A 22,869-nucleotide genomic window follows, 5' to 3' on the forward strand; every position below is an offset into this window, starting at 1 on the left:
TTCCCCGCCGTTCGACACCCTCACACGCTGGTCCAAGCGAATCCGGCCCACTGGCCCTACCTGCCAAAAAACGGCCTGCCTACACTTTCCTCGACAGATCGCCGCATTGAAGCATCTGCACACGATCGACCCGAAGAGAACGATCAGGAGACAGGCATGACCAACAGGCAGTCGGCAGCATTCGCCCGCCCGGCGAGCGTACGCCCCGCATCAGTCAGTCGAATCGCCTCGCGTGCCCGTTGCGGCGCGGCAGGCAAGCCCGCATCGGAGGTCTGACCATGTCGACCCCTTCCATCGAACGTACCGCCAGCGGTTTTGCCGGCGGCCGGTCGAACGATACGCGTTACGACCCGACCTACGATCCGCTCGTGTCGCCGGGGCCAGGTTGCGGCAAGCAGTACGCGCCGACCTACTGGGTCGCGACGGCCGGCAACCCGCCGCCCGACGACGGCCCCGTCACGCGCGACCTCGACGTCGACGTCGCGATCATCGGCGCCGGCTACACGGGCCTCGCGACCGCGCTGTGCCTCGCGCGGGACCATGGCATCAAGGCCGTCGTGCTCGAAGCCAACCGCACCAGCTGGGGCTGCAGCAGCCGCAACGGCGGGCAGGGGCAGAACGCGTCGGGCCGGCTGTCGCGCTCGCAGTGGATCGAGCGCTGGGGCAAGGACGTCGCGCTGAAGATGCACGACGAGATCCTCGAAGGCTTCGAACACTTCAAGTCGCTCGTGTCGGAAATCGACTGCGATCCGCAGCCGGGCGGCCATTTCCTGATCGCGCACCGTCCGCGCATCATGGCGAAGCTCGCGGCCGAGGCGAAGGTGTGGAAGGACGTGTTCGGCTACCCGTCCGAACTGCTGAGCGCGGAAACCTTCCGCCGTGAATTCATCAACGACCACGAGGCGGCCGGCGCGCTGCACGAGCCGGAAGGCATCGGCATCCATGCGCTGAAGCTCGCGTTCGGCTACCTGCGCCTCGCGCGCGCAGCCGGCGCGAAGGTGCATACGAGCAGCCCGGTGCTCGGCTTCGAGACGATCGACGGCGTGCACCACCTGCGCACGCCCGGCGGCGTCGTGCGGGCCCGCGCGGTCGGCATCGCGACCGGTGCGTACACGGCGCAGACGCTGCATCCGTCGCTGCGCAGCAAGGTGATGCCGATCCTGTCGAATTCGATGGTCACGCGCCCGCTCACCGACGCGGAAATCGACGCGTGCAATTTCCGCACGACGCAGGTGCTGACCGATACGCGTACGCTACGCTTCTACTACCGTTTCCTGCCCGATCGCCGTCTGCAGATCGGCAGCCGCAGCGCGATCACCGGCGACGATGCACCGAACCCGCGCCATGTCGAATTGCTGAAGGAAGGGATGGCGCGCAAGTTTCCCGCGCTGCGCGGCGTGCAGATCGATTATTCGTGGTGGGGCTGGGTCGACGTGAGCCACGACATGATGCCGCGCGTGTGCCAGCCCGACCCGCGCCAGTCGGTGTACTACGCGCTCGGCTACGGCGGCAACGGCGTGTCGTATTCGCAGCAGGCCGGCCGCCGGCTCGCCGAGCAGATCGCGGGGAAGGGCGCACGCCAGACGCTGCCGATCTTCACGTCGCCGCTGCCCGGCCATCCGTTCGCGCCGTTCCGGCGCATCGGGCAGCGGATGCTCTACCTGTCGTACTTCAGGAACGACGAAAAGCCCTGAAAATGCCCTGAAAAAGCTCTGAATGCAGTGCGCATCGCCCGGTGTGACGCAACGCGCGCCGGGCCGTCCAACACAAGAAAAGCAACAGAAATCCGTGCGGCCGGGGCTGCAGGCGCCCCTGTACGCGCCGTCGCCGGCGGCGCCCGTGTTCACCCGACGGTGGCGTGGGCGGCGTCCGGACAACTGGATATGGAGAAGACATGCAATCCTCGATGAACCAGAGTGACCTGAAGTGTGGGCTCAAGCAGCGCCACATGACGATGATCGCGCTTGGCGGCGTGATCGGTGCCGGGCTGTTCGTCGGCAGCGGCGTGGTGATTCAGCAGACCGGGCCGGCGGCGATCCTGTCGTTCCTGATCACGGGCGGGCTGGTCGTGCTCGTGATGCGGATGCTCGGCGAGATGGCCTGCGCGATGCCGGCCGTCGGATCGTTCTACGAATACGCGCGCCTCGCGTTCGGCAACTGGCGCGGGCCCGGCAAGATGGCGGGTTTCCTCACCGGCTGGATGTACTGGTATTTCTGGGTGATCGTCGTCGCGCTCGAAGCGGTCGCCGGCGCCAAGCTGATCCAGTTCTGGCTGCCCGACACACCGGCGTGGATCATCAGCCTTGCGCTGCTGGTCGTGCTGACGCTCACGAACCTGATCTCGGTCGGCAGCTACGGCGAGTTCGAGTTCTGGTTCTCGTCGATCAAGGTCGGCGCGATCATCGTGTTCCTGTTCCTCGGCGGCCTCTACGTGCTCGGCCTGTGGCCCGCGTCGATGCACACGACTTCCGTGCTGCCGACGCTGCTCGGCCACGGCGGTTTCATGCCGCTCGGCATCGGGCCGGTGATGAGCGGGGCGGTCGCGGCGACCGGCTTCTACTTCGGCGCCGAGATCGTCACGATCGCGGCGGCCGAGGCGAAGGAGCCGGCCAAGGCGGTTGCGAAGGCCACCAATTCGGTGATCACCCGCGTGCTGGTGTTCTACGTCGGCTCGGTCGCGCTCGTCGTCGCGCTGGTGCCGTGGAATTCGCATCAGATGGCCACGCCGTACGTCAGCGCGCTCGAAGTGATGGGCCTGCCGGCCGCCGCCAACGTGATGAACGCGATCGTGCTGACGGCCGTGCTGTCCGCGCTCAACTCGGGCCTCTATGCGGCGTCGCGGATGCTGTTTGCACTGACCCGCCACGGCGACGCGCCGGCCGCACTCGCGAAGGTCAACAAGCGCGGCGTGCCGGTGCGCGCGATCCTGCTCGGCACGGTGTTCGGCTACGTGTCGGTCGTGATGTCGTATGTGTCGCCCGATACCGTGTTCGCGTTCCTCGTCAACTCGTACGGCACCGTCGCGCTGTTCGTGTACGTGCTGATCGCGTTCTCGCAACTGCGCCTGCGCAAGCGTCTCGACCCGGTGGCCGCGAGCAAGCTGCGCGTCAGGATGTGGGCGTATCCGTACCTCACCTGGGTCGCGATCGTCGGCATGGTCGGCATCCTCGTCGCGATGGCGTTCATCCCGGACCAGCGCAAGCCGCTGTGGCTCGGCGTCGCAAGCCTCGCCGTGCTGGTCGTCGCTTACGGGCTCACACGTCGCAGCCGCCGCGAGCATCTCGACGACAGCGAACTGCTCGCGTATCCGCCGCGGTAATGCCCGGTAACGCATGACGCTGAAGGCCCGGCACGCAAGCCGGGTCTTTGCGCATGCGGCGCCGGCGGCGGCCCGATGGCTCTTGCGGCCAACTATCGGGCCACGCGATAGAACCGATCGGCGGATGCGACTTTATGTCGGCGGCCGGCGCGACTAGCATGGACGAATCGATTCACGGGCGTGCCCTGCGGGGGGCGCCCTCATCCGCGAACGAGGACAGACGATGGAACATCGGGCACGCGAGCGCGACGAACAGGCCGATATCAAGACGACGACGTGCTACATGTGCGCGTGCCGCTGCGGCATCCGCGTGCATCTGCGCGACGGCGAGGTGCGTTACATCGACGGCAATCCGGAGCATCCGCTGAACCAGGGCGTCATCTGCGCGAAAGGTTCGTCGGGGATCATGAAGCAGTATTCGCCCGCGCGGCTCACGCAGCCGCTGATGCGCAAGCCGGGGGCCGAGCGCGGCGACGCGCAGTTCGAGCCGGTGTCGTGGGACGTCGCGTTCGACGTGCTCGAAAAGCGCCTCGCGCATCTGCGCGCGACCGACCCGAAGCGGTTCGCGCTGTTCACCGGCCGCGACCAGATGCAGGCGCTGACCGGCCTGTTCGCGAAACAGTTCGGTACGCCGAACTATGCGGCGCATGGCGGATTCTGTTCGGCGAACATGGCGGCCGGGATGATCTACACGATCGGTGGCTCGTTCTGGGAATTCGGCGGGCCCGATCTCGACCACGCGAAGCTGTTCTTCATGATCGGCACCGCGGAAGACCACCATTCGAATCCGCTGAAGATCGCGCTCGGCAAGTTCAAGCGCGCGGGCGGCCGCTTCATCGCGATCAATCCGGTGCGCACCGGCTACGCGGCGATCGCCGACGAATGGATTCCGATTCGCCCCGGCACGGACGGTGCGCTGTTCATGGCGCTGATGCACGAGCTGATCGCGCGCGACGCGTTCGACCTCGAATTCGTGTCGCGCTTCACGAACGCGGCCGAGCTGGTCGACCAGCGCGACGGCGCAGACACGTTCGGCCTGTTCGTGCGTGACGCCGGTGCGCCGGAAGTCAACGCGCTGTATCCGCAGAACCGGATGTGGTGGGACACGAAGACGAACCGCGCGGTGCTGCATCACACGGAAGGCGCCGAACCGGCGCTCGACGGCCGCTACGCGCTCGACGACGGCACGCCCGTCGCGCCGTCGTTCACGCTGTTGCGCGAACAGGTGGCCGGTTGCACGCCCGAGTGGGCGGCCGACATCACCGGCATCGCGGCCGACACGATCCGCCGCCTCGCCCGCGAGATGGAGACGGTCGCGCGCGAGCACGCGATCGAGCTGCCGGTGCGCTGGACCGATTCGTGGGGCAAGGAACACGCGACGGTGAAGGGCGTGCCGATCGCGTTCCATGCGATGCGCGGGCTCGCCGCCCATTCGAACGGCTTCCAGACGATCCGCGCGCTCGCGGTGCTGATGTCGCTGCTGGGCACGATCGACCGGCCGGGCGGCTTCCGGCACAAGGCGCCGTATCCGCGCGCGGTGCCGCCGTCGGCTAAACCGCCGAACGACCCGGCGCAGATCAGGCCGAACACGCCGCTTGCGACCGGCCCGCTCGGCTGGCCGGCCGGCCCCGAGGACCTGTTCGTGCATCCGGACGGCACGCCCGCGCGGCTGGACAAGGCGTTCTCCTGGGAATACCCGCTCGCGGTGCACGGGCTCATGCATTCGGTGATCACCAATGCGTGGCGCGGCGATCCCTATCCGATCGATACGCTGCTGATCTTCATGGCCAACATGGCGTGGAATTCGTCGATGAACACGACGGAAGTGCGCAAGATGCTGGTCGACAAGCGCGACGACGGCGAATACCGGATCCCGTTCCTCGTCGTGTGCGATGCGTTTGCGTCGGAGATGACGGCGTTCGCCGACCTGATCCTGCCCGACACGACCTACCTCGAACGGCATGACGTGATGTCGGTGCTCGACCGGCCGATCTCCGAATTCGACGGCCCGGTCGACTCGGTGCGTGTGCCCGTCGTGCCGCCGACCGGCGAGTGCAAGCCGTTCCAGGAAGTGCTGATCGAGCTCGCGAGCCGGCTGAAGTTTCCGGCCTTCACGACGGCGGACGGGCAGCGCAAGTACCGCGACTATCCGGATTTCGTCATCAACTTCCAGACCGCGCCGGATTCGGGCACCGGCTTCCTGATCGGCTGGCGCGGCAAGGACGGCGACAAGGCCGTCGTCGGCGAGCCGAACCCCGACCAGTGGAAGCGTTACGCGGAGAACAACTGCGTGTACCACCACCGGTTGCCGGAGCCGCTGCAGTACATGCGCAACTGCAACGGGCCTTACATGCAGTGGGCGGTCGACAACGGGATGCGCAAGTTCGGCGTGCCGATCGTGATCCAGCTCTACTCGGACGTGATGCAGAAATTCCGGCTCGCCGCGCAGGGGCGCACGTCGGGCCGCCAGCCGCCCGACCGTCTGCGCGAACGCATCGCGCGTTATTTCGATCCGCTGCCGTTCTGGCACCGGTCGCTCGAAAGCGGGTTGACCGACGCGGGCCGCTATCCGCTCGCGGCGATCACGCAGCGGCCGATGGCGATGTACCACTCGTGGGATTCGCAGAACGCGTGGCTGCGGCAGATCCACGGCGAGAACCATCTGTTCGTGAACCCCGTGACGGCCGCCGCGCAGCAGATCGACGACGGCGCGTGGATCTACGTCGAATCGCCGTGGGGCAAGGTGCGTTGCCGCGCACGCTACAGCGAGGCCGTGGAGCCCGGCACCGTGTGGACGTGGAACGCGATCGGCAAGGCGGCCGGCGCGTGGAACCTCGGGCCGCAGGCGGGGGAGTCGCAGCGCGGTTTCCTGCTGAACCACGTGATTACCGACGAGCTGCCGGATGCGGCGCGCGACGGCGCGCGGATGTCGAACTCCGATCCGATCACCGGGCAGGCCGGCTGGTACGACGTGCAGGTGCGGATCTATCCGGCCGAAGCGGATGCGGCGACCACGCTGCCGCAGTTCGCGCCGATGCCGGCGCTGCCCGGCACGCCGCGCGTGCTGCAGCGCGTGCAGGCGTATTTCGCGGGCACCGGCGCATTCGCCGCGCGGCTGCGGCGCGCGGCTTCCGCCGGCCCGAAACCTGACGACCGTTGATCGAAGGAGCACGACCATGACCCAGATGGCCCTCGTCATCGACCTGAACGTGTGCGTCGGCTGCCATGCCTGCGTGACGAGCTGCAAGGAATGGAACACGTCGGGCGAAGCCGGCAGTCTCGCGGATCTGCGCCCGTACGACGACGATCCGTCCGGCACGTTCTTCAACCGCGTGCAGACGTACGAAGCGGGCGTGTTCCCGATGACCGACACGATCCATTTCCCGAAGTCGTGCCTGCATTGCGAGGATCCGCCGTGCGTGCCCGTCTGTCCGACCGGCGCGAGCTACAAGCGCAAGTCGGACGGGATCGTGCTGGTCGACTACGACAAGTGCATCGGCTGCAAGTACTGCGCGTGGGCGTGCCCGTACGGCGCACGCGAACTCGACGAAGGCCGCAAGGAGATGACGAAGTGCACGCTGTGCGCGGACCGCATCGACAACGACGCATTGCCCGAACGCGACCGGAAACCCGCGTGCGTGCTCGCGTGCCCGACGTCGGCGCGGCTGTTCGGCGACGTGCACGATCCGGAGTCGGACGTGTCGCGCGCGATCCGCGAGCGCGGCGGTTATGCGTTGATGCCCGAATGGGGCACGCGGCCGTCGAACCATTACCTGCCGCGCGTGAAGACCGAAGCGTCGTGCGCGTGCGGCAGCGGCGGCGGATGCGGCAGCGGGTCGACCGGCCGCGACGAGAGCGACTCGTTCGAAGCACGCGCGGCGCGTGGCGACGTCGATCTCGTGTCGCTCGCGACGCAGCGCTGAGCCCCGCGCATTTCATTCAGAACCAGACGGAGTTGCCATGCGCCCAGCCTTTTCGGTCGTTTTCCTCACCACGCTGTGCGGCGCCGCACAGGGTTTGCTGTTGACGCTCGTGAGCGTCGAGGCGCTCGCGCGCCTGGCCGGCGTCGACGTGGCCGCCGCGTTCTACGTGACGGGCGCCGCGCTGTCGGTTGCGCTCGGCGTACTCGGCCTGTTCGCGTCGTTCTTCCATCTCGGCCACCCCGAACGCGCGTGGCGCGCGATCGCGATGTGGCGCACGTCGTGGCTGTCGCGCGAATGCATCGCGCTGCCGGTGTTTCTCGCGTGCGCGTTCGCGTATGGCGCGGCCCACCTGTTCGGCTGGCCCGGCACGTTGCTGATCGGCGCGGCCGGCGCGCTCGCGAGCGGCGCGCTGTTCGTGTGTACCGCGATGATCTACGCGTGCCTGCGTTTCCTGCAGGAATGGGCGAGCCCGTTGACGCTCGTGAACTTCGTGCTGCTCGGCTGCGCGTCGGGCTGCACGCTGGCGACGGCTTGCGCCGCGTGGCTCGCGCCGGCGCTGGTCGGCCGGCTCGCTGTGGCCGCATGCGTGCTGACGCTCGCGGGCTGCGTCGCACGGCTCGCGTCGCTCGCGCGCAATGCGCGGCTGCGGCCGAAGTCGACCGTGCAGAGCGCGACCGGCATTCGCCACGAGAAGGTCGAACAGAAGTCGCGCGGTTTCACGGCCAGCGCGTTCAATACGCGGGAGTTCTTTCACGGCCAGGGCAACGGCACGCTGCGCGCGGTGAAGGCCGGCTTCCTGACCGGCGCATTCGCGGTGCCGTTCGTGCTGACCGGCGCGGGCGCGCTCGCGCCGACGTCGGTCGCGGCGGCCGTCGTGCTCGCCGCGGCATTCTTGATCCAGTATGCGGGGCTGGTCGCCGAACGCTGGTTCTTCTTCGCGGATGCGCGGCATCCGCAGAACATCTACTACCAGCGCGCGTCATGACGTTGCGCGCGTGCCGCCGCGCGGCGCTAGAAGGTCGCCGCGAGTGCGCCGGCCGCTTCCTGCAGGCGCGGCACGCAGTCGAGCAGCCGCGACAGCGGCGCGCGCGACACGGGCGCATGCACGGCGACCGCGGCGATGCACGCGCCGTCGTCGCCGACGACCGGTGCCGCGATGCACGCGATGCCCGCGACGAATTCCTCGTTGTCGATCGCGACGCCCTTGTGCGCGGTGCGGTCGAGTTCGGCTTCGAGCAGTTCGGGATCGGAGATCGTATTCGGCGTGTAGCGCGGCAGCGCCAGCGCGCGCACCAGTGCGGCGCGCTCGTCGCGCGGCAGCAGCGCGAGCAGCAGCTTGCCGCTGGCGCTGCAATGCGCGGGCACGCGCGAGCCGGGCTTCAGGTCGAGCCGCAGCGGCCAGTCGGCTTCGACGCGGTCGAGATAGACGACTTCCGTGTCGTGCAGCGCGGTGAGGTTGCAGGTTTCGCCGAGATCGGCGACGAGCCGTTCGAGGATCGCATGGCGCAGCCGGCGCGCGCCCGCATGCAGCATCACGCCGGTGCCGAGCCGGGCGAGGCGCGGGCCGATCGCATACGCGTTCTTGCGGCCCGGCTCGCGGATCACGAGGCCGCCGGCTTCGAGCGACGCGAGCATCCGGTGCAGCGACGCCTTCGGGATATCGACCTCGCGCACGAGATCGGCGAGCGACACGGCATCGCCGGCGTGGACGAGATGTTCGAGCAGCGCGAAGGCGCGCAGCGTGGGCGTATCCGCGGGCAGCATGGCAGGCGTTCCGGAAACTGGACTGCGGCCATTGTACCGAACGGCCCGACAGGCCGGCCGCGCGGGGCGGCGGGTGCGGCAAGCCGGCACGGATAACCGGCGATGGAACGAATCGTTCCGTAAACCAAGGATCGACGCCCGCGCATCAGGGAACGACACGCCAACACCGACAAACACCGACAACGACAGGCAACGACAGGAGCGCAACGCAATGGAAGGGGCGACGAACAAGCCGGACTGCATGATGTCGGTCCGCGAACGGTTCGGGTTCGATTCGGACCTGATGGTGCCCGCGTTCAGCGCGCGCGACGACCACGTGCCCGATATCGACGACGCATACCGTTTCAACCCGGACGTCACGCTCGCGATCCTCGCCGGCTTCGCGCGCAACCGCCGCGTGCTCGTGCAGGGGATGCACGGCACCGGCAAGTCGACGCATATCGAACAGGTCGCGGCGCGGCTGAACTGGCCGTGCGTGCGCGTGAACCTCGACGGCCACATCAGCCGGCTCGACCTCGTCGGCAAGGATGCGATCGTCGTGCGCGACGACGTGCAGGTGACCGAGTTCCAGGAAGGCATCGTGCCGTGGGCGCTGCAGCGGCCCGTCGCGCTGATCTTCGACGAATACGATGCGGGGCGGCCCGACGTGATGTTCGTGATCCAGCGGATTCTCGAACGCGACGGCAAGTTCACGCTGCTCGACCAGAACCGCGTGATCCATCCGCATCCGTCGTTCCGGCTGTTCGCGACCGCCAACACGGTCGGGCTCGGCAACCTGAACGGGCTGTATCACGGCACGCAGATGCTCAACCATGCGCAGATGGATCGCTGGAACGTGGTCGCCACGCTCGACTATCTGCCGCGCGACGAGGAGATCGGCATCGTGCGTGCGCGCGTGCCCGAACTCGCCGACGAAGCCGGCCGCCCGTTGCTCGAATCGATGGTGAGCCTCGCGGAGCTGACGCGCAACGGCTTCGCGACCGGCGATCTGTCGACGCTGATGTCGCCGCGCACGGTGATCAACTGGGCCGAGAACTGCCAGATTTTCCGCGATCCGGCGCTCGCGTTCCGCCTCACGTTCCTGAACAAATGCGACGACGCCGAGCGGCCCGTCCTCGCCGAGTATTACCAGCGCTGTTTCGGCGAGGAGCTTGCGGTTGCGTCGCGGGCCGGCGCCGGCGGCTGCGAGCCGGGAGCAGGGCGGTGAGCGCCGATCGCGACGCCGCGCGCCGCGCGTCGGCACGCGAAGCGCTGGGCGCGTCGACCGTGCGTGCGCTGACACGCGATGCGGCGCTGCATTACCGCGCGGGCCGCGTGTGCCGCGACCTGCGGCCGCTGCCGATCCACGCGCCGCACCTGCGCGCGCAGGCCGCCGACGACGATCTCGCGTCGTGGCGCGGCGCGGCCGACGGCGCCGCGTTGCGCATCCTGCATTCGGATGCCGGCCTGCATCGCGCGTTGTCCGGCGACGATCCGGTCGAACGCGTGCTGTTCGAAATGCTCGAGCAACTGCGCTGCGAGTCGCTCGCGCCACCCGCGATGCGCGGCGTCGTGCAGAACCTGCGCCATCGTTTCGAAACCTGGTCGCGCGCGTTTCACCGGTCGGGGCAGGCCGAAACGCATGTCGGGATCCTCGTGTACACGGTCGCGCAGATCGCATGGTCGCGGCTGACCGGCTGGCCGGTGCTCGAAGAAACGGAAGACCTGATCGAAGCGTCGCGCGCGGCGATCGTGCCGGAGATCGGCGTGCCGCTCGCGGGGCTGAAGCGCTGGCGGCACGATCAGCGCGCATTCGCGGAACATGCGCTGACGCTCGCGCGCCGCATTGCGGCGATGATCCGCGACGCGCGCGCGGCCGTCGTCGAAACGGCATCGGAAGACGCACGCGAGCAGGACGATGCGCTGACGAATTTCTCGCTATGGGTCGATTTCGACGACACGGGCATCGACCTGCCGGCACTCGTCGAAACGGGCGACAGCGTCGTGCTGCATGGCGGCGATGCGGTCTATCGCGCGTACACGACGCGTTACGACCGCGAACTCCGGCCGGCCGCACAGATCCGCGCGGCACTGCTGCGCGAGTATCGCGACCGGCTCGACGGCCAGGTCGCCGCGCAGCGGATCAACGTCACGCGGCTCGCAAAGGTACTGCGCGCGGCGCTCGTCGTGCCGCGGGCCGACGGCTGGTCGTTCGGCGAGGAGCACGGCCGCCTCGACGGCCGCCGGCTCGCGCAGCTCGTCAGCTCGCCGGCCGAACGGCGGTTGTTCCGGCTCGAACGCGTGCGGCCGCACGCGGACTGCGCGCTCGCGTTCCTGATCGACTGCTCGGGATCGATGAAGACGTGGATCGACGGCGTCGCGCTGATGGTCGACACGCTGGCCCGCGCCGGCGATGCCGCCGGCCTCGCCACTGAAGTGCTCGGCTTCACGACGCTCGCCTGGAACGGCGGCCGCGCGCGGCAGGAGTGGCTTGCGCGCGGCAAGCCGCGCCATCCGGGCCGGCTCAACGAAACCGGCCACCTGGTGTTCAAGGACGCGGACACGCGCTGGCGGCATGCGCGCACGGGCATCGCCGCGCTGTTCAAGGCCGACCTGTTCCGCGAGGGCGTCGACGGTGAAGCGGTCGAATGGGCATGTGCACGGCTCGCGGCGCGGCCGGAGGCGCGCAAGATCCTCGTCGTGATCTCGGATGGCAGCCCGATGGACGGCGCGACGGCGCTCGCGAACGATCCGTTCTACCTCGACAATCACCTGAAGCAGGTGGTCGCGCGCCAGGAGGCGGCCGGCCGCGTCGACGTCCTCGGGCTCGGCGTCGGGCTCGATCTCGGCCCGTACTACCGGCACCGGCTCGCGATCGATCTTGCGTCGGCGCCGGACATGAAGCGGCTCGTCGAAATCGCGCGCTGGATCGGCGCGCGGCGGTGAAGCGAGTACTGTGCGTGCGCATCGCGGCGCGAATGCCGCGCGTCGGAGGGTTCGGTGCGGCATGCGCCGCGCGGCGCTACACGCCGCGCAGCAGCGGCGGCAGCGACGTCGCGATCAGCCCGATGCCGATCGCCATCAGCACGCCGAACGCGAGCCGGCGCAGCGCGACCGGCGACAGCGGCGGCGGGTAGTGTCGCGCGGCGACCGTCGTCAGCATCACGACCGGCGTCGCGATCGCGGCCAGCAGCCAGATGTCGCGATCGATCTGGCCTTCGCATGCGCTGTACAGCACCCGCGTGGCCGAGGTCGTCGTGAACAGCACGATCAGCGCGCAGCGGATCTGCACGAGCGTCAACGGCTGCCGGTAGAACTGGAAGATCAGCGGCGGCCCCGACACGCCGAACATGCCGCTCAGCAGCCCGCCGAACAGGCCGCTGACGAAGAAGCTGCGGTTGTCCGAGCGCGCCGTGAGCGGCGTCGGGCGCAGCGCTGCGCTCAGGCCGCCGTACAGCACGACCGCGCCGAGGATCAGTTGCAGCAGGTCGGCCGCCGAGCGGCTCAGGCATTCGAGCAGCAGCACGCCCGCGACCACCGACGGCAGGATGCCGAGCGTCGCCGCGCCGACCGCGCGCCAGTCGATGTGATGCAGCCGGCCGGGCAGCGCGGCCGCGCCGTTCGCGAGCGACACGACGCTCATCAGCGTGGCGACGGTGGCGAGCGGCGCCAGCCCGAAGCCGCTCGTCGCGCCCATCACGATCATCCCGAGCCCGAAGCCGGTGACGGTCTGGAAATAGCTGCCGGCGCCGATCACCGCGATCAGGATCGCCAGTTTGTCGGCCGTCATGCGTGCGCGGCCTCGCCGGTCGCGGCGCGTTGCGCGGCCGCCTGCGCCTGCACGGTGGTTGCCGCGATCACGTGATACACGTCGTCGGCGCCGCAGCCGCGCGACAGGTCGTTCGCGGGCCGGCGCAGCCCCTGCAGCAGCGGGCCGACGGCCTTCGCGCGGCCGATCCGCTCGGCGAGCTTGTAGCCGATGTTGCCGGCCTCGAGGCTCGGGAACACGAGCACGTTCGCATGGCCGCCCACCTGCGAATGCGCGATCTTGCGCTCGGCGATCTCCGCGACGATCGCGGCGTCGAGCTGCACGTCGCCGTCGATCGCGAGGGTGGGGCGCCGTTCGCGCACCTGCGCGGTCGCGGCCGTCACCTTGTCGACGGCCGCGTGATGCGCGCTGCCGCTCGTCGAGAACGACAGCATCGCGACGCGCGGTTCCTCGCCGAGCAGCGCTTGTGCGCTGTCGGCGGCGGCCATCGCGATTTCGGCGAGCTGGCCGGCATCCGGATCGACGACGAGCGCGCAGTCGGAGAAGATCAGCCCACCCTTGATCGTGTGGAACGGTTCGCACAGCATCATCAGGAAGAAGCTCGACACGATCCGGAACGCCGGGTCGACGCCGATCAGCTGGATCGCCGCGCGCACGACGTCGGCCGTCGCATGCACGGCGCCCGCGACCGAGCCGTCCGCATCGCCGAGCCGCACCATCAGGTTGGCGTACGTCAACGGATCGCGCACCGCGTCGCGCGCTGCGTCGGCGGTCATGCCTTTTTTGGCGCGCAGCGCATGCAGCGCGTCGGCATACGCATCGCGTTGCGGGGCGTCGGCCGGATCGACGAGCGTCATGCCGTCGAGATCGATCGCGTCTCGCGCGGCCGCCGCGTGGATGGCCGCACGGTTGCCGACGAGCACGATGCGCGCGATGCCGTCGCGCGTCGCGCGCGCGGCGGCGTGCAGCACGCGCGGATCGTCCGCTTCGCACAGCGCGATGCGCATCGGCGCGCGGCGCGCGGATTCGAGGATGCGGTCGAGGGCTTTCATCGTTCGCTCGCTGAGGAATGGAAAACGGGAAGGAAAAACGGCCGGATGCGGCGGCCCGCACGGGGCACGGCGTCCGGCCGGGTTCAGGCCGCGCGGCGATGCGCGCGGCCTGAAGCGGTTGCGTCAGCGACGCGGGCTCACACGTAGTCCTTGTACTTGTCGAGCATGCGAACCGGCTTCGACAGCGCATCGCGGCGGAACGGATCGCCGAGTTCACGCGTGCACATGATCTCGATGATCGTGGTCTTGCCTTCGTTCATCTGCATGTCGATCGCGCGCTTGAGCGCGGGGCCGACGTCCTCGAGGCGGTCGACCGTGATCCCTTCGGCGCCCATCGCGCGCGCGATCGCCGCGAAGCTCTGGTTGTCGAGTTCGCCCGCGACGAAGCGGCGGTTGTAGAAGTCGACCTGGTTCTTCTTCTCCGCGCCCCACTGGCGGTTGTGGAACACGACGGCCGTGACCGGGATGTTGTGGCGCACGCAGGTCATCGTTTCCATCAGGCTCATGCCCCACGCGCCGTCGCCCGCATACGACACGGCCGGACGATGCGGTGCGGCGACCTTCGCGCCGATGATCGTCGGGAACGCATAACCGCAGTTGCCCCAGCTCATCGCCGCGAAGAAGCTGCGCGGCTTGTTGAAGCGCAGGTAGCTGTTCGCGACCGAGTTGATGTTGCCGATGTCGGTCGACACCATCACGTCCTCGGGCATCGCCTTCTCGAGCTCGCGCAGCACCTGGCGCGGATGCAGGTACTGGCCGCCGCTGAACGGCTTCTCGTGCTTCTGCTCCTCGATCATGTCGAGGCTGTACGCGTCGCGCTCGTGCGTCCAGTCGTCGAGTTCCTTTTCCCACGCGGCCTTTTCGGTCGCGATCTGGTCGGCGCGATCGCCGCGCGAGCCGTCGCACGCGAGCGTGCGGCCTTCGAGGCGTTGCGTGAGCGCGATGGCCGCCGCCTTCGCATCGCCGCAGATGCCGACCGAGATCTTCTTCACGAGGCCGAGCATCTTGTGGTCCGCGTCGATCTGGATGATCTTCGCGTCCTTCGGCCAGTAGTCCATCCCGTGCTGCGGCAGCGTGCCGAACGGCCCGAGGCGCGAGCCCAGCGCGATCACGACGTCCGCGCGCGACAGCAGTTTCATCGCGGCCTTCGAGCCCTGGTAACCGAGCGGGCCGCACCACAGCGGATGGTTCGCCGGGAACGAGTCGTTGTGCAGGTAGCTGTTGACGACCGGTGCGCCGAGCCGTTCGGCGAGCGCCTTGCATTCCTCGATCGCATCGGCCATCACGACGCCGCCGCCGGAGATGATCACCGGGAACTTCGCCTGCGCGATCAGCGCAGCCGCATCGTCGAGGCTCTGTTCGCCGCCGGCGCCGCGATCGAGCCGGCGCGGTTGCGGAATCTCGACCTTGACCTTGCCGTAGAAGTAGTCGCGCGGGATGTTCAGTTGCGTCGGGCCCATCTCGGCCTGCGCGCGGTCGAAGCAGCGCGCGGTGAATTCGGCCATCCGCGCCGGGTGCGTGACGTGGCCCTGGTACTTCGTGAATTCCTGGAACATCGGCAACTGGTTCGCTTCCTGGAAACCGCCGAGGCCGATGCCCATCGTGCCGGCTTCCGGCGTGACGATCACGACCGGGCTGTGTGCCCAGTACGCGGCCGCGATCGCCGTCACGCAATTGCTGATGCCGGGGCCGTTCTGGCCGATCACGACGCCGTGGCGGCCCGACACGCGCGCATAACCGTCGGCCATGTGGCCCGCGCCCTGTTCGTGCACGACCGGGATCAGGCGGATGCCGGCGGGCGCGAAGATGTCCATCGCGTCCATGAACGCGGAGCCCATGATGCCGAACATGTCGGTCACGCCGTTGGCCGCGAGGGTCTCGACGAAGGCTTCGGACGGCGTCATGTCCTGCGGACCGCTGGCCGATGCACGCAGGGAAGTGGATTGTTCGCTCATGGGTTGTCTCCGATTGTTCAATTAACGGAACGTCTTGTTCCAGATGCTATTTGCCGGGAAAAACCGGTCAAGTCATTCCGTCTGCTGCGGGGAAATGTGGAATGAAATGAAATGATTCGTTTCAAAATGCGCGCGGGTACAGTGGTCCCGAGTGGTGCGCTCAGGCCGGCTGCTTCGGCCGTTCCTTGCGGAACGCACGCTTGACGGCGATCAGCCCGTCGCGGAATTCGAACAGGTCGCAGCCCTCGGCCTCGATGCGCCAGCCTTCGGCGTGCGTGCCGGTGAACACCCACTCGGACACGCCGCGCTCGCCGGTCACGTAGTGGCGGCCGTGGCCCCAGTGCGCGTCGGGGAAGGTCTTGAACACGGCTTCGAACGCGGCGCGCACGGCATCGCGGCCGACAAAGCGCGTGCCGTGGATGTCGGGGCCGCCGGCCGCGTCGAATACGCAGTCCTCGGTCATGAAGCCCATCAGCGCATTCGCGTCATGCCGGTTGAATGCGTCGGAAAACGCCGCGAGCGTGGCGGCCGTGGCGGGGGCGGTGAGCGTATCGGACATAACGTGTCTCCTGTCGAATGGTGGGCGGTGCGCAAGGCGCTGGCGCGCATGCGGCACGCGGTATCGACACGTTAGTGAGCGCTCGTTTTTGGCGGTAGCGCCAGTTCGGGGGATTCGGTTGGGCCAGCGGCGGATGCAGAGAAGGTTCGCCCGTTCACGGGGTGTCCGACCCGGCGGATTGTGTGGCTTGATCCGGTTTCGTGCCGTGTCGCATGGCGCGAATGACGCTGTCGCGAATCAGGTCGGTGACGGGGCGTGCCGGGAAATGACGGAAGAAGGATTCGACCGGCATCGGGGCCGGACCCGCGTCGCTTCGGCGGTTTTCAAACCGCGTCGCGGGCAGGCAGAAGGAGCCGGGGGTACATCGCTGCGTGCGACGTACCCCCGAGGTCATGCAGGCATCACGACGCCGTCATGCCGATACCGAACACGTGCATCTTGCCGGCGCTGACCTGCCGCGGCAGCACGATGCTCGTCACCACCTTGCCGGGCGGCACCGGAATCTTCTGCGCGAAGATGTAGGTCTTGACGTTGTCCTGCTGGCCGTTGCCGGCATTGCGATAGGCCATCGTGACGGCCACCGTCGAGCGTGGGCTCGCGCTGCCGCCGTTCAGGGTCCAGTCGTCGAAGTCCAAGGTGACGGCCTGGCTCGACCCGTCGGCGAAGTTCAGCTGCGCGATCCCGCTGCTCGGGCCGTTGTTGGACGAACCGAGCACCACGACGCCGGTGCCGGCCGATCCCGGCGGCAGCATCACGGTCTGGCCGACGGTCACGGTGTTGTCGAGCGAGAGCGGCCCGCCCGCCACCGTCACGGTGGCGCCGGCCACCGAGAACGGCTTGCCGGGCTGCACGCCCGCCGCGCCGAGCGCATTGACCGAGTAGCTGAACAGGCTGCCGTCGAAGTCCGCGCCCTGGCCGTCGGTATTGGTCGCACCGTCCATGCTGAAGCCGCGGTTGTTGTAGCTGTCGGCCGCGTTGAGCGCCACCGGTACGCCGAACGACGGCGGCTGCGCCTGGGCACCCCATCGGGACGGTGCGCTGCCCATCGCGAAGTGCAGCGTCGCACCGTTGGCGATGTCGTCATAGGCGACCCATGCGGCAGGGTGGGCACGACCGTCGATCGACAGCGACTGCACGTAGCTCGAGGCCGGCGCGCCTGCGGCACGGATCCGCCAGGTGTGGCCGTTGCCGAGCCGCACGTCGATCTGCGGGAACTGCGGGCTGCCGATCGCCAGGCCCGCGACGCCGGGGATCTGCGGGTACAGGCCCAGCGCGCCCCACACGTACCAGCCCGACACGGCGCCGAGGTCGTCGTTGCCCGGCAGGCCGTCGGGGCCGGTGCCGAACGCGCTGGCCATGATCTGCTGCACCACGCGCTGCGTGCCCGACGGTTGCGCGGCCCAGTTGTAAAGCCACGGCACCTCGAAGGTCGGCTCGTTGCCCATGTAGAAATTCGGCAGGCTCAGGCCGGCATTGAGCACCGTGAAGAACTGGTCGAGCCGCGACGTCACGGCCGTATTGCCGCCGAGCTGCGCGAACAGGCCCGCCGCGTTGTACGGCACCATCCACGTGTACTGTTCGGCATTGCCCTCCACGTAGTTGTCGCCGCTGCCCGGCGTTTCGGGTATCCACGCGCCGTTCGATTGCCGCGCCGCGATCAGCGGCGGCGTCAGCGCGGTGTTGAGCAGGTTCTGCCAGTAGGCCGAGCGGCTCAGCAGCATGCGCTGCGTGGCGGTATCGCCGAGTGCGCCGGCGAAGCGCGAGATCGCGAAGTCGCTGCTCGTGTATTCGAGCGTCGACGAAGCCTGCCCCCACTCGCCGCCGGTGATGTAGCCGCCCTGCAGGTAGCTCGCGCGGCCGCCGTTGGTGGTCACGTTGTTGCAGGCGGTGCCGGGGATGTTCGCCATCTTCACCATGTGCTGCAGCGCGGCGCGCGTATCGAAGCGCCGCGCGCCGAATGCGTAGGCGCTCGACACGATCAGCGAACCGGCATCGCCCGGCATCACGCCGTCCTCGACGTTGTCGTTGACCCAGTGCGGAATCGCGCCGCACTGATCGGCGTCGTTGACCAGCGACTGGATCATGTCGCTGGTCTCGGACGGGTTGAGGATCGACTTGAGCTGGATCAGCGAACGGTAGATGTCCCAGCCCGAGAACGACGAGTACTGCGCGTTCTGGCCTTTGGCGAGCTGGTGCACGGTATTGTCGAAGCCGATGTACTGGCCGTTCGCGTCGCTGAAGATGCTGGGCGCCCACAGCGCGTGATAGAGCGCCGTGTAGAACTTCTTCTTCGCGTCGAGCGTCCCGCCCGCCACGCGGATCGCGTTGAGGCGGTCGTTCCAGGTTCGGTCCGCCTGCGTGCGCACGCCTTCGAAATCCCAGCCGCGATTTTCCGCGTCGAGGTTGGCCTTTGCATTGGCGGCGCTGACGTACGAAATGCCGATCTTCATCCTGACCGCCTGGCCGGGACGGAAGCCGAGTTGCGCCATGCCGTGCGAGATCGACGCCGACGTGAACGCCTGGTCGAACGCGGCATAGAAGTAGACGGGCACCGGCACCGAGTTGCCGCAGAAGCCGCCGCCGATCGTGCTGCCCGAGAGGGCGCTGCCGGAAACCTGCGTAATCGCGCCGGTGGTCGAGGTCTTCGTATTGGTGCGTGTCGCGTCGAGTACCAGCAGCGCGGGTTTGCCGGCCGGGTAGGTGAACCTGCCGAAGCCGGTGCGCAGGGTGGCGGTCAGTTCCACCTTGATCTGCGAATCGAGCACGACCGAGTAGTAGCCGGGCCGGGCCGTTTCATTCGCATGACTGAAGGTCGGAACGAGTTGCGTCGCGTCGGTGGTCGGCATGACCGGGAATTCGCCGTTGTTGCCGCTGCAGCCGGCACCCGGCATGTGCGTGACGCTGAAACCCTGGATCGAATGCAGGTCGTAGTAATAACCGGCCGGCGAGTTCGGTTCCTTGCTGTCGTTCGGCGCCGGCGTGGTGTTGGTGTCGGGCGCCCATTGCACCATGCCCGACGGCAGCCCGGCGGCCGGCACGACGCTGCCGGCCTGTCCCGCCGGCACCGGGTTCGGCGAATTGCTCGCGAGCGTGCCGATCAGCGGGTCGACATACTGCGTCAACGACAGGCTGCGGTTGTCGTCGAGGTTGGTCGTGTCGGCCGCACCGGCCGACGAATCCGCCGGATGGGCGGCCAGTATCGACGCCGCCGTTCCGTCGCTGCCGTCGCCGCCTCCACACCCGCTCAATGCGCACGCCGCGGCCAGCAACGCCGCGAGCGTCGTGAATCGACTCATGATCGCCCCCTCCAGTCGGAGATGCCTTTTTGCCTTGACGATCCCGACGATCGAATCCCGGGATCGCTGTGGGTTGTTGCTGTCGTGTTGCGTCGTAACACTAGGATTCGCATGAATTCGCTGTCAATCCGAATAACGGATTTGTAATGTTTTTATTAGATTTACTAAACGAGTGGAAACGATGCGCTGGCGGTGGCGCGGTATCGGAAGGTGCAACGGATGCAGCGAGCACGTGGCGAATGCAGGGTTCTACGGCAAGGCGAGAAACAACGTGCCGATCGGGGGCGGCGCACGTTGCGTGCGCACGTGAACGCGACCTCTACCCGAAAGGCAGCTTGCTGCCCGGAAGAGCAACCCGATCGATCGTTACGATCGGCACCTGCGCGCGTCGCACGGGAGCGACACGCGCGACACCGGCGACATGCTTGCCGCGCAACGAAAGTCGCGATCGTTTCCGGATGCGTGATTGTGCACGAGGAGCGAGGGCGGTCATGCATCGGTGGCACGACGCCTCTCCGCATCCGGTCAGGCGCCCGGCTTTTGCGCCCGCACGCACTGCGCCAGCGCCCGCACGCCCGGCTCGATCCGTTCGAGCGGAATCGCGGAGAACCCCATCCGGAAGCAGCGTCGCGCGTCGCCCGTATCGTCCATGAAGAACACGTTCCCCGGCTCGATGAGGATGCTGGCCGCCTGCGCGTCGGTCGCGAGGCGCGTGGCATCGAGCCACGGCGGCCCCTCGACCCAGCACGACGCACCGCCCGTCACACGCACATGACGCGCTTCCGGCAGATGCGCATCGAGCGCGGCCATCAGCGCCTGCGAGCGCTCGCTGTACGCATGCGCGAGCCGGCGCAGCAGCGCGTCGTGATGACCGAGCGCGAGAAAGGTTGCGAACGCACGCTGGATATACGCGACCGGATGGCGCACCATCAGCCGCCGCAGCGCGCGCAACTCGCGGATCAGCTCGCGCGGCCCGACCACGTAGCCGAGCCGCAGCCCCGGCGCGAACGTCTTCGACAGGCTGCCGACGTAGATCACGCGGTCGGCCGTGTCGAGGCTCTTCAACGCCGGATGCGGCGTGCCGGAGAACGTGTTCTCGCTCTCGTAGTCGTCCTCGATGATCACGAAATCGTGCTGCCGCGCGCAGTCGAGCAGCGCGCGGCGGCGTTCGACCGGCATCGTCGCGGTGGTCGGGCACTGGTGGCTCGGCGTCACGTACACGTAGTCGCAGCGCGCCAGCGTATCGGCGAGCGCATCGGGCGCGATCCCGTGGCCGTCGACGGGCAGCGGCAGCAACCGCGCGTTGCGGTTCTCGAAGATGTTGCGCGCGTCGGGATAACCGGGATTCTCGAAGCCGACCGTCGTGTGCTTGCCGCACAGCAGGTCCGCGATCAGGTACAGCGCCTGCTGGCAGCCGTTCGTGACGACGATCTCGTCGGGCATCGCGAACACGCCGCGCCGCGGCAGCACGCGCGTGCGGATCTGCTGGATCAGCGATTCGTCGTCGCGCTCGATCAGGTCGGGCGCCCAGTTGCGGATCTCCATCACCGACAGCGCCTTCAGGCAGCATTCGCGCCAGTCGTTGGTCGGAAACAGCGACTGGTCGAATTGTCCGTAGATGAACGGGAATTCGTAGTGCTGCCAGTTCGCGGGTTTCACGATGTTGCGCTGCCTCGACGGCGGATGCGCGATGCGCTTCTCCCACACGGGGCGGCCCGGCGTGTCGTCGTTGCCGTCCGGTTTCTCGCCGGTTTTGGCCGCCGCGAAGCCGGGCACGCCCTCGAGCATCTTCGGGTTCACGAAGTGCCCGCTGCGTTCGCGCGAGATCAGGTAACCCTCCTCGACGAGCATCTGGTACGCGAGCACGACGGTGTTGCGCGCGACGCCGAGCTGGTCGGCGAGCTCGCGGCTCGACGGCAGCGCGGCATCGGGGGCGAGCTGGCCGTCGAGGATCGCGGCCACGAGCATCCGCCGGATCTGGTCCTGCAGGCTCGACGCCGACGACCGCCGGAACTGCTGGGCCCATAGGGCGGTCGGGGTACGACTCGGCATGCTTCCTCCTGTGATCGGTACGGGAAACGCGAGGCGGTGCGCGTTGGGGTGCGCGTGGCCCGCGAGAGGCGCGGTTTCGCGAGAATACGCGCGTCGCGCCGCGGATGTGGACTCAATGAAAGGTGCCGTCTGGCACTACTGCGCGCCGACGTGGCAAGACGATACTCAACTCGTCGCCCCTGGACGATCCGGATAACTCCCCGGTACGCGGGCGCGGGAGGGCGTGCGCGCATCGCGTTCGCCCGCATCGTGATGCGAAGGGAGGAGGCCATGCACGTCGTCGTGTTCAGGGATCGCTGCGAGCGCGTGATCCGCATCGTGTTCGACGACACGCGCGCGACGGCGGTCGCGTATCGCGACGACGAGGCAATCGGCGAGCTCGGCATCGACGACGACGGCGGTGGTGCCGAGCGATCGCCATCGCTTGCGCGTCTGTACGTGGAACCCGCCTATCGACGCAGCGGCATCGCGCACACGCTGCTGGCGTGTGCATCGCGCGAATTCGGACGGCCGATCCGCATCGATACCGGCGCGCGTGAGTGGCCCGACTCGCCGGCATGGGCGACGTTGTGCCGCTGCCTCGAATACGAAGGGCTGGTCGTGGTGCGCTAGTGCGCGCCGGGCACCCGCTGGCGTGGCCACGATCACGCATCACGACAACGGAGACGACATGAGCACGGTTCTGAAGCCGATTCCCGCATCCGACGTGCGGCACGAAGCGTTGCGCATCGACGGGCAGCGCGTGTGGCGCGACGCGGTGATCGAAGTGCGCAACCCGTACGACGGCGCGCTGGTCGGCACCGTGCCGAAGGCGACACTCGACGATGTGCGGCGCGCGTTCGCGGCCGCGCGTGCCTACCGGCCGACGCTCACGCGCCACGATCGCGCGGCGATCCTGCGCCGCGCGGCCGACATCGTGCGTGCGCGCACGGCGGAGATCGCGGCGCTGATCACGGCCGAGGCCGGGCTGTGCATCAAGGATTCGACGTACGAGGCGGGCCGCGTGGCCGACGTGCTGACGTTCGGCGCCGGTGAAGTGCTGAAGGACGACGGGCAGATCTTCTCGTGCGACCTGACCCCGCACGGCAAGAAGCGCCGCGTGTACACGCAGCGCGATCCGCTGCTCGGCGTGATTTCGGCGATCACGCCGTTCAACCACCCGATGAACCAGGTCGCACACAAGATCGTGCCGTCGATCGCG

16 protein-coding genes are annotated in these 22,869 nt (G+C 68.3%); 9 read left to right on the forward strand and 7 right to left on the reverse strand.

Going from position 1 to position 22,869, the window contains the following annotated elements; all coding sequences use genetic code 11:
• The first annotated feature begins 278 nt into the window (after nucleotides 1-278).
• The 5 genes from VK92_RS20465 to VK92_RS20485 all read left to right on the forward strand — a co-directional run bounded on the left by VK92_RS20465 (nucleotide 279) and on the right by VK92_RS20485 (nucleotide 8,227).
• The gene (locus tag VK92_RS20465; protein WP_021157628.1) at nucleotides 279-1,694 is read left to right on the forward strand and encodes an NAD(P)/FAD-dependent oxidoreductase; all 1,416 of its coding nucleotides are present in this window, start codon (nucleotides 279-281) and stop codon (nucleotides 1,692-1,694) included.
• Nucleotides 1,695-1,894: 200 nt separating this feature from the next.
• Nucleotides 1,895-3,319, forward strand: a complete 1,425-nt coding sequence (locus tag VK92_RS20470; protein ID WP_048026274.1) for an amino acid permease — start codon at nucleotides 1,895-1,897, stop codon at nucleotides 3,317-3,319.
• A 223-nt stretch (nucleotides 3,320-3,542) separates the two neighbouring features.
• On the forward strand, nucleotides 3,543-6,479 hold the full coding sequence (locus VK92_RS20475; RefSeq protein ID WP_048026275.1) for a molybdopterin oxidoreductase family protein: 2,937 nt from the start codon (nucleotides 3,543-3,545) through the stop codon (nucleotides 6,477-6,479).
• 16 nt (nucleotides 6,480-6,495) lie between these two features.
• Nucleotides 6,496-7,242, forward strand: coding sequence for a 4Fe-4S dicluster domain-containing protein (locus VK92_RS20480; RefSeq protein WP_048026277.1), 747 nt, complete (start codon nucleotides 6,496-6,498; stop codon nucleotides 7,240-7,242).
• Nucleotides 7,243-7,279: 37 nt separating this feature from the next.
• Nucleotides 7,280-8,227: a dimethyl sulfoxide reductase anchor subunit family protein gene (locus VK92_RS20485; RefSeq protein ID WP_048026278.1), complete on the forward strand. Its 948-nt coding sequence runs from the start codon at nucleotides 7,280-7,282 to the stop codon at nucleotides 8,225-8,227.
• A gap of 26 nt (nucleotides 8,228-8,253) precedes the next feature.
• On the opposite strand, the gene VK92_RS20490 is transcribed toward VK92_RS20485, so the two are convergent.
• The gene (locus VK92_RS20490) at nucleotides 8,254-9,006 is read right to left on the reverse strand and encodes an IclR family transcriptional regulator (protein WP_048026279.1); all 753 of its coding nucleotides are present in this window, start codon (nucleotides 9,004-9,006) and stop codon (nucleotides 8,254-8,256) included.
• Between the two features lie 211 nt (nucleotides 9,007-9,217).
• Here VK92_RS20490 and VK92_RS20495 point away from each other — a divergent pair, with 211 nt between their 5' ends.
• Both VK92_RS20495 and VK92_RS20500 read left to right on the forward strand, forming a co-directional pair.
• On the forward strand, nucleotides 9,218-10,213 hold the full coding sequence (locus VK92_RS20495; RefSeq protein ID WP_048026281.1) for an AAA family ATPase: 996 nt from the start codon (nucleotides 9,218-9,220) through the stop codon (nucleotides 10,211-10,213).
• Nucleotides 10,210-11,931 carry a cobaltochelatase CobT-related protein gene (locus VK92_RS20500; protein ID WP_048026283.1) on the forward strand — a complete coding sequence of 574 codons (1,722 nt, stop codon included), beginning with the start codon at nucleotides 10,210-10,212 and terminating at the stop codon, nucleotides 11,929-11,931. The genes VK92_RS20495 and VK92_RS20500 overlap by 4 nt, the downstream gene beginning before the upstream one ends.
• Before the next feature lie 76 nt (nucleotides 11,932-12,007).
• Here the strand turns inward: VK92_RS20500 and VK92_RS20505 are convergent, their stop codons facing one another.
• The 6 genes from VK92_RS20505 to pdxR form a co-directional block, all read right to left on the reverse strand.
• Nucleotides 12,008-12,775: a sulfite exporter TauE/SafE family protein gene (locus VK92_RS20505; protein WP_027791255.1), complete on the reverse strand. Its 768-nt coding sequence runs from the start codon at nucleotides 12,773-12,775 to the stop codon at nucleotides 12,008-12,010.
• Nucleotides 12,772-13,806 carry a phosphate acetyltransferase gene (gene pta / locus VK92_RS20510; RefSeq protein WP_048026284.1) on the reverse strand — a complete coding sequence of 345 codons (1,035 nt, stop codon included), beginning with the start codon at nucleotides 13,804-13,806 and terminating at the stop codon, nucleotides 12,772-12,774. Before pta ends, VK92_RS20505 begins: the two co-directional genes overlap by 4 nt.
• A 137-nt stretch (nucleotides 13,807-13,943) precedes the next feature.
• Nucleotides 13,944-15,761 carry a sulfoacetaldehyde acetyltransferase gene (gene xsc / locus VK92_RS20515; RefSeq protein ID WP_021157638.1) on the reverse strand — a complete coding sequence of 606 codons (1,818 nt, stop codon included), beginning with the start codon at nucleotides 15,759-15,761 and terminating at the stop codon, nucleotides 13,944-13,946.
• A 160-nt stretch (nucleotides 15,762-15,921) separates the two neighbouring features.
• Entirely contained in the window at nucleotides 15,922-16,320 is a 399-nt protein-coding gene (locus tag VK92_RS20520; RefSeq protein ID WP_021157640.1) for a nuclear transport factor 2 family protein, read from the reverse strand.
• 401 nt (nucleotides 16,321-16,721) lie between these two features.
• Nucleotides 16,722-19,616: a GH92 family glycosyl hydrolase gene (locus VK92_RS20525; RefSeq protein ID WP_122982940.1), complete on the reverse strand. Its 2,895-nt coding sequence runs from the start codon at nucleotides 19,614-19,616 to the stop codon at nucleotides 16,722-16,724.
• Nucleotides 19,617-20,141: 525 nt separating this feature from the next.
• Entirely contained in the window at nucleotides 20,142-21,668 is a 1,527-nt protein-coding gene (pdxR, locus tag VK92_RS20530) for a MocR-like pyridoxine biosynthesis transcription factor PdxR (RefSeq protein ID WP_048026290.1), read from the reverse strand.
• Nucleotides 21,669-21,938: 270 nt separating this feature from the next.
• Here pdxR and VK92_RS20535 point away from each other — a divergent pair, with 270 nt between their 5' ends.
• Both VK92_RS20535 and VK92_RS20540 read left to right on the forward strand, forming a co-directional pair.
• Nucleotides 21,939-22,280 (forward strand): GNAT family N-acetyltransferase, encoded by a 342-nt coding sequence (locus tag VK92_RS20535; RefSeq protein WP_048026292.1) that lies wholly within the window; start codon nucleotides 21,939-21,941, stop codon nucleotides 22,278-22,280.
• Nucleotides 22,281-22,338: 58 nt separating this feature from the next.
• Nucleotides 22,339-22,869, forward strand: a 531-nt coding sequence (locus VK92_RS20540; protein ID WP_048026294.1) for an aldehyde dehydrogenase family protein, incomplete at its 3' end; no start/stop codon positions are given.

Origin of the sequence: Burkholderia sp. LK4, from assembly GCF_001043615.1 — a bacterium.
GTDB lineage: Bacteria > Pseudomonadota > Gammaproteobacteria > Burkholderiales > Burkholderiaceae > Burkholderia > Burkholderia cepacia.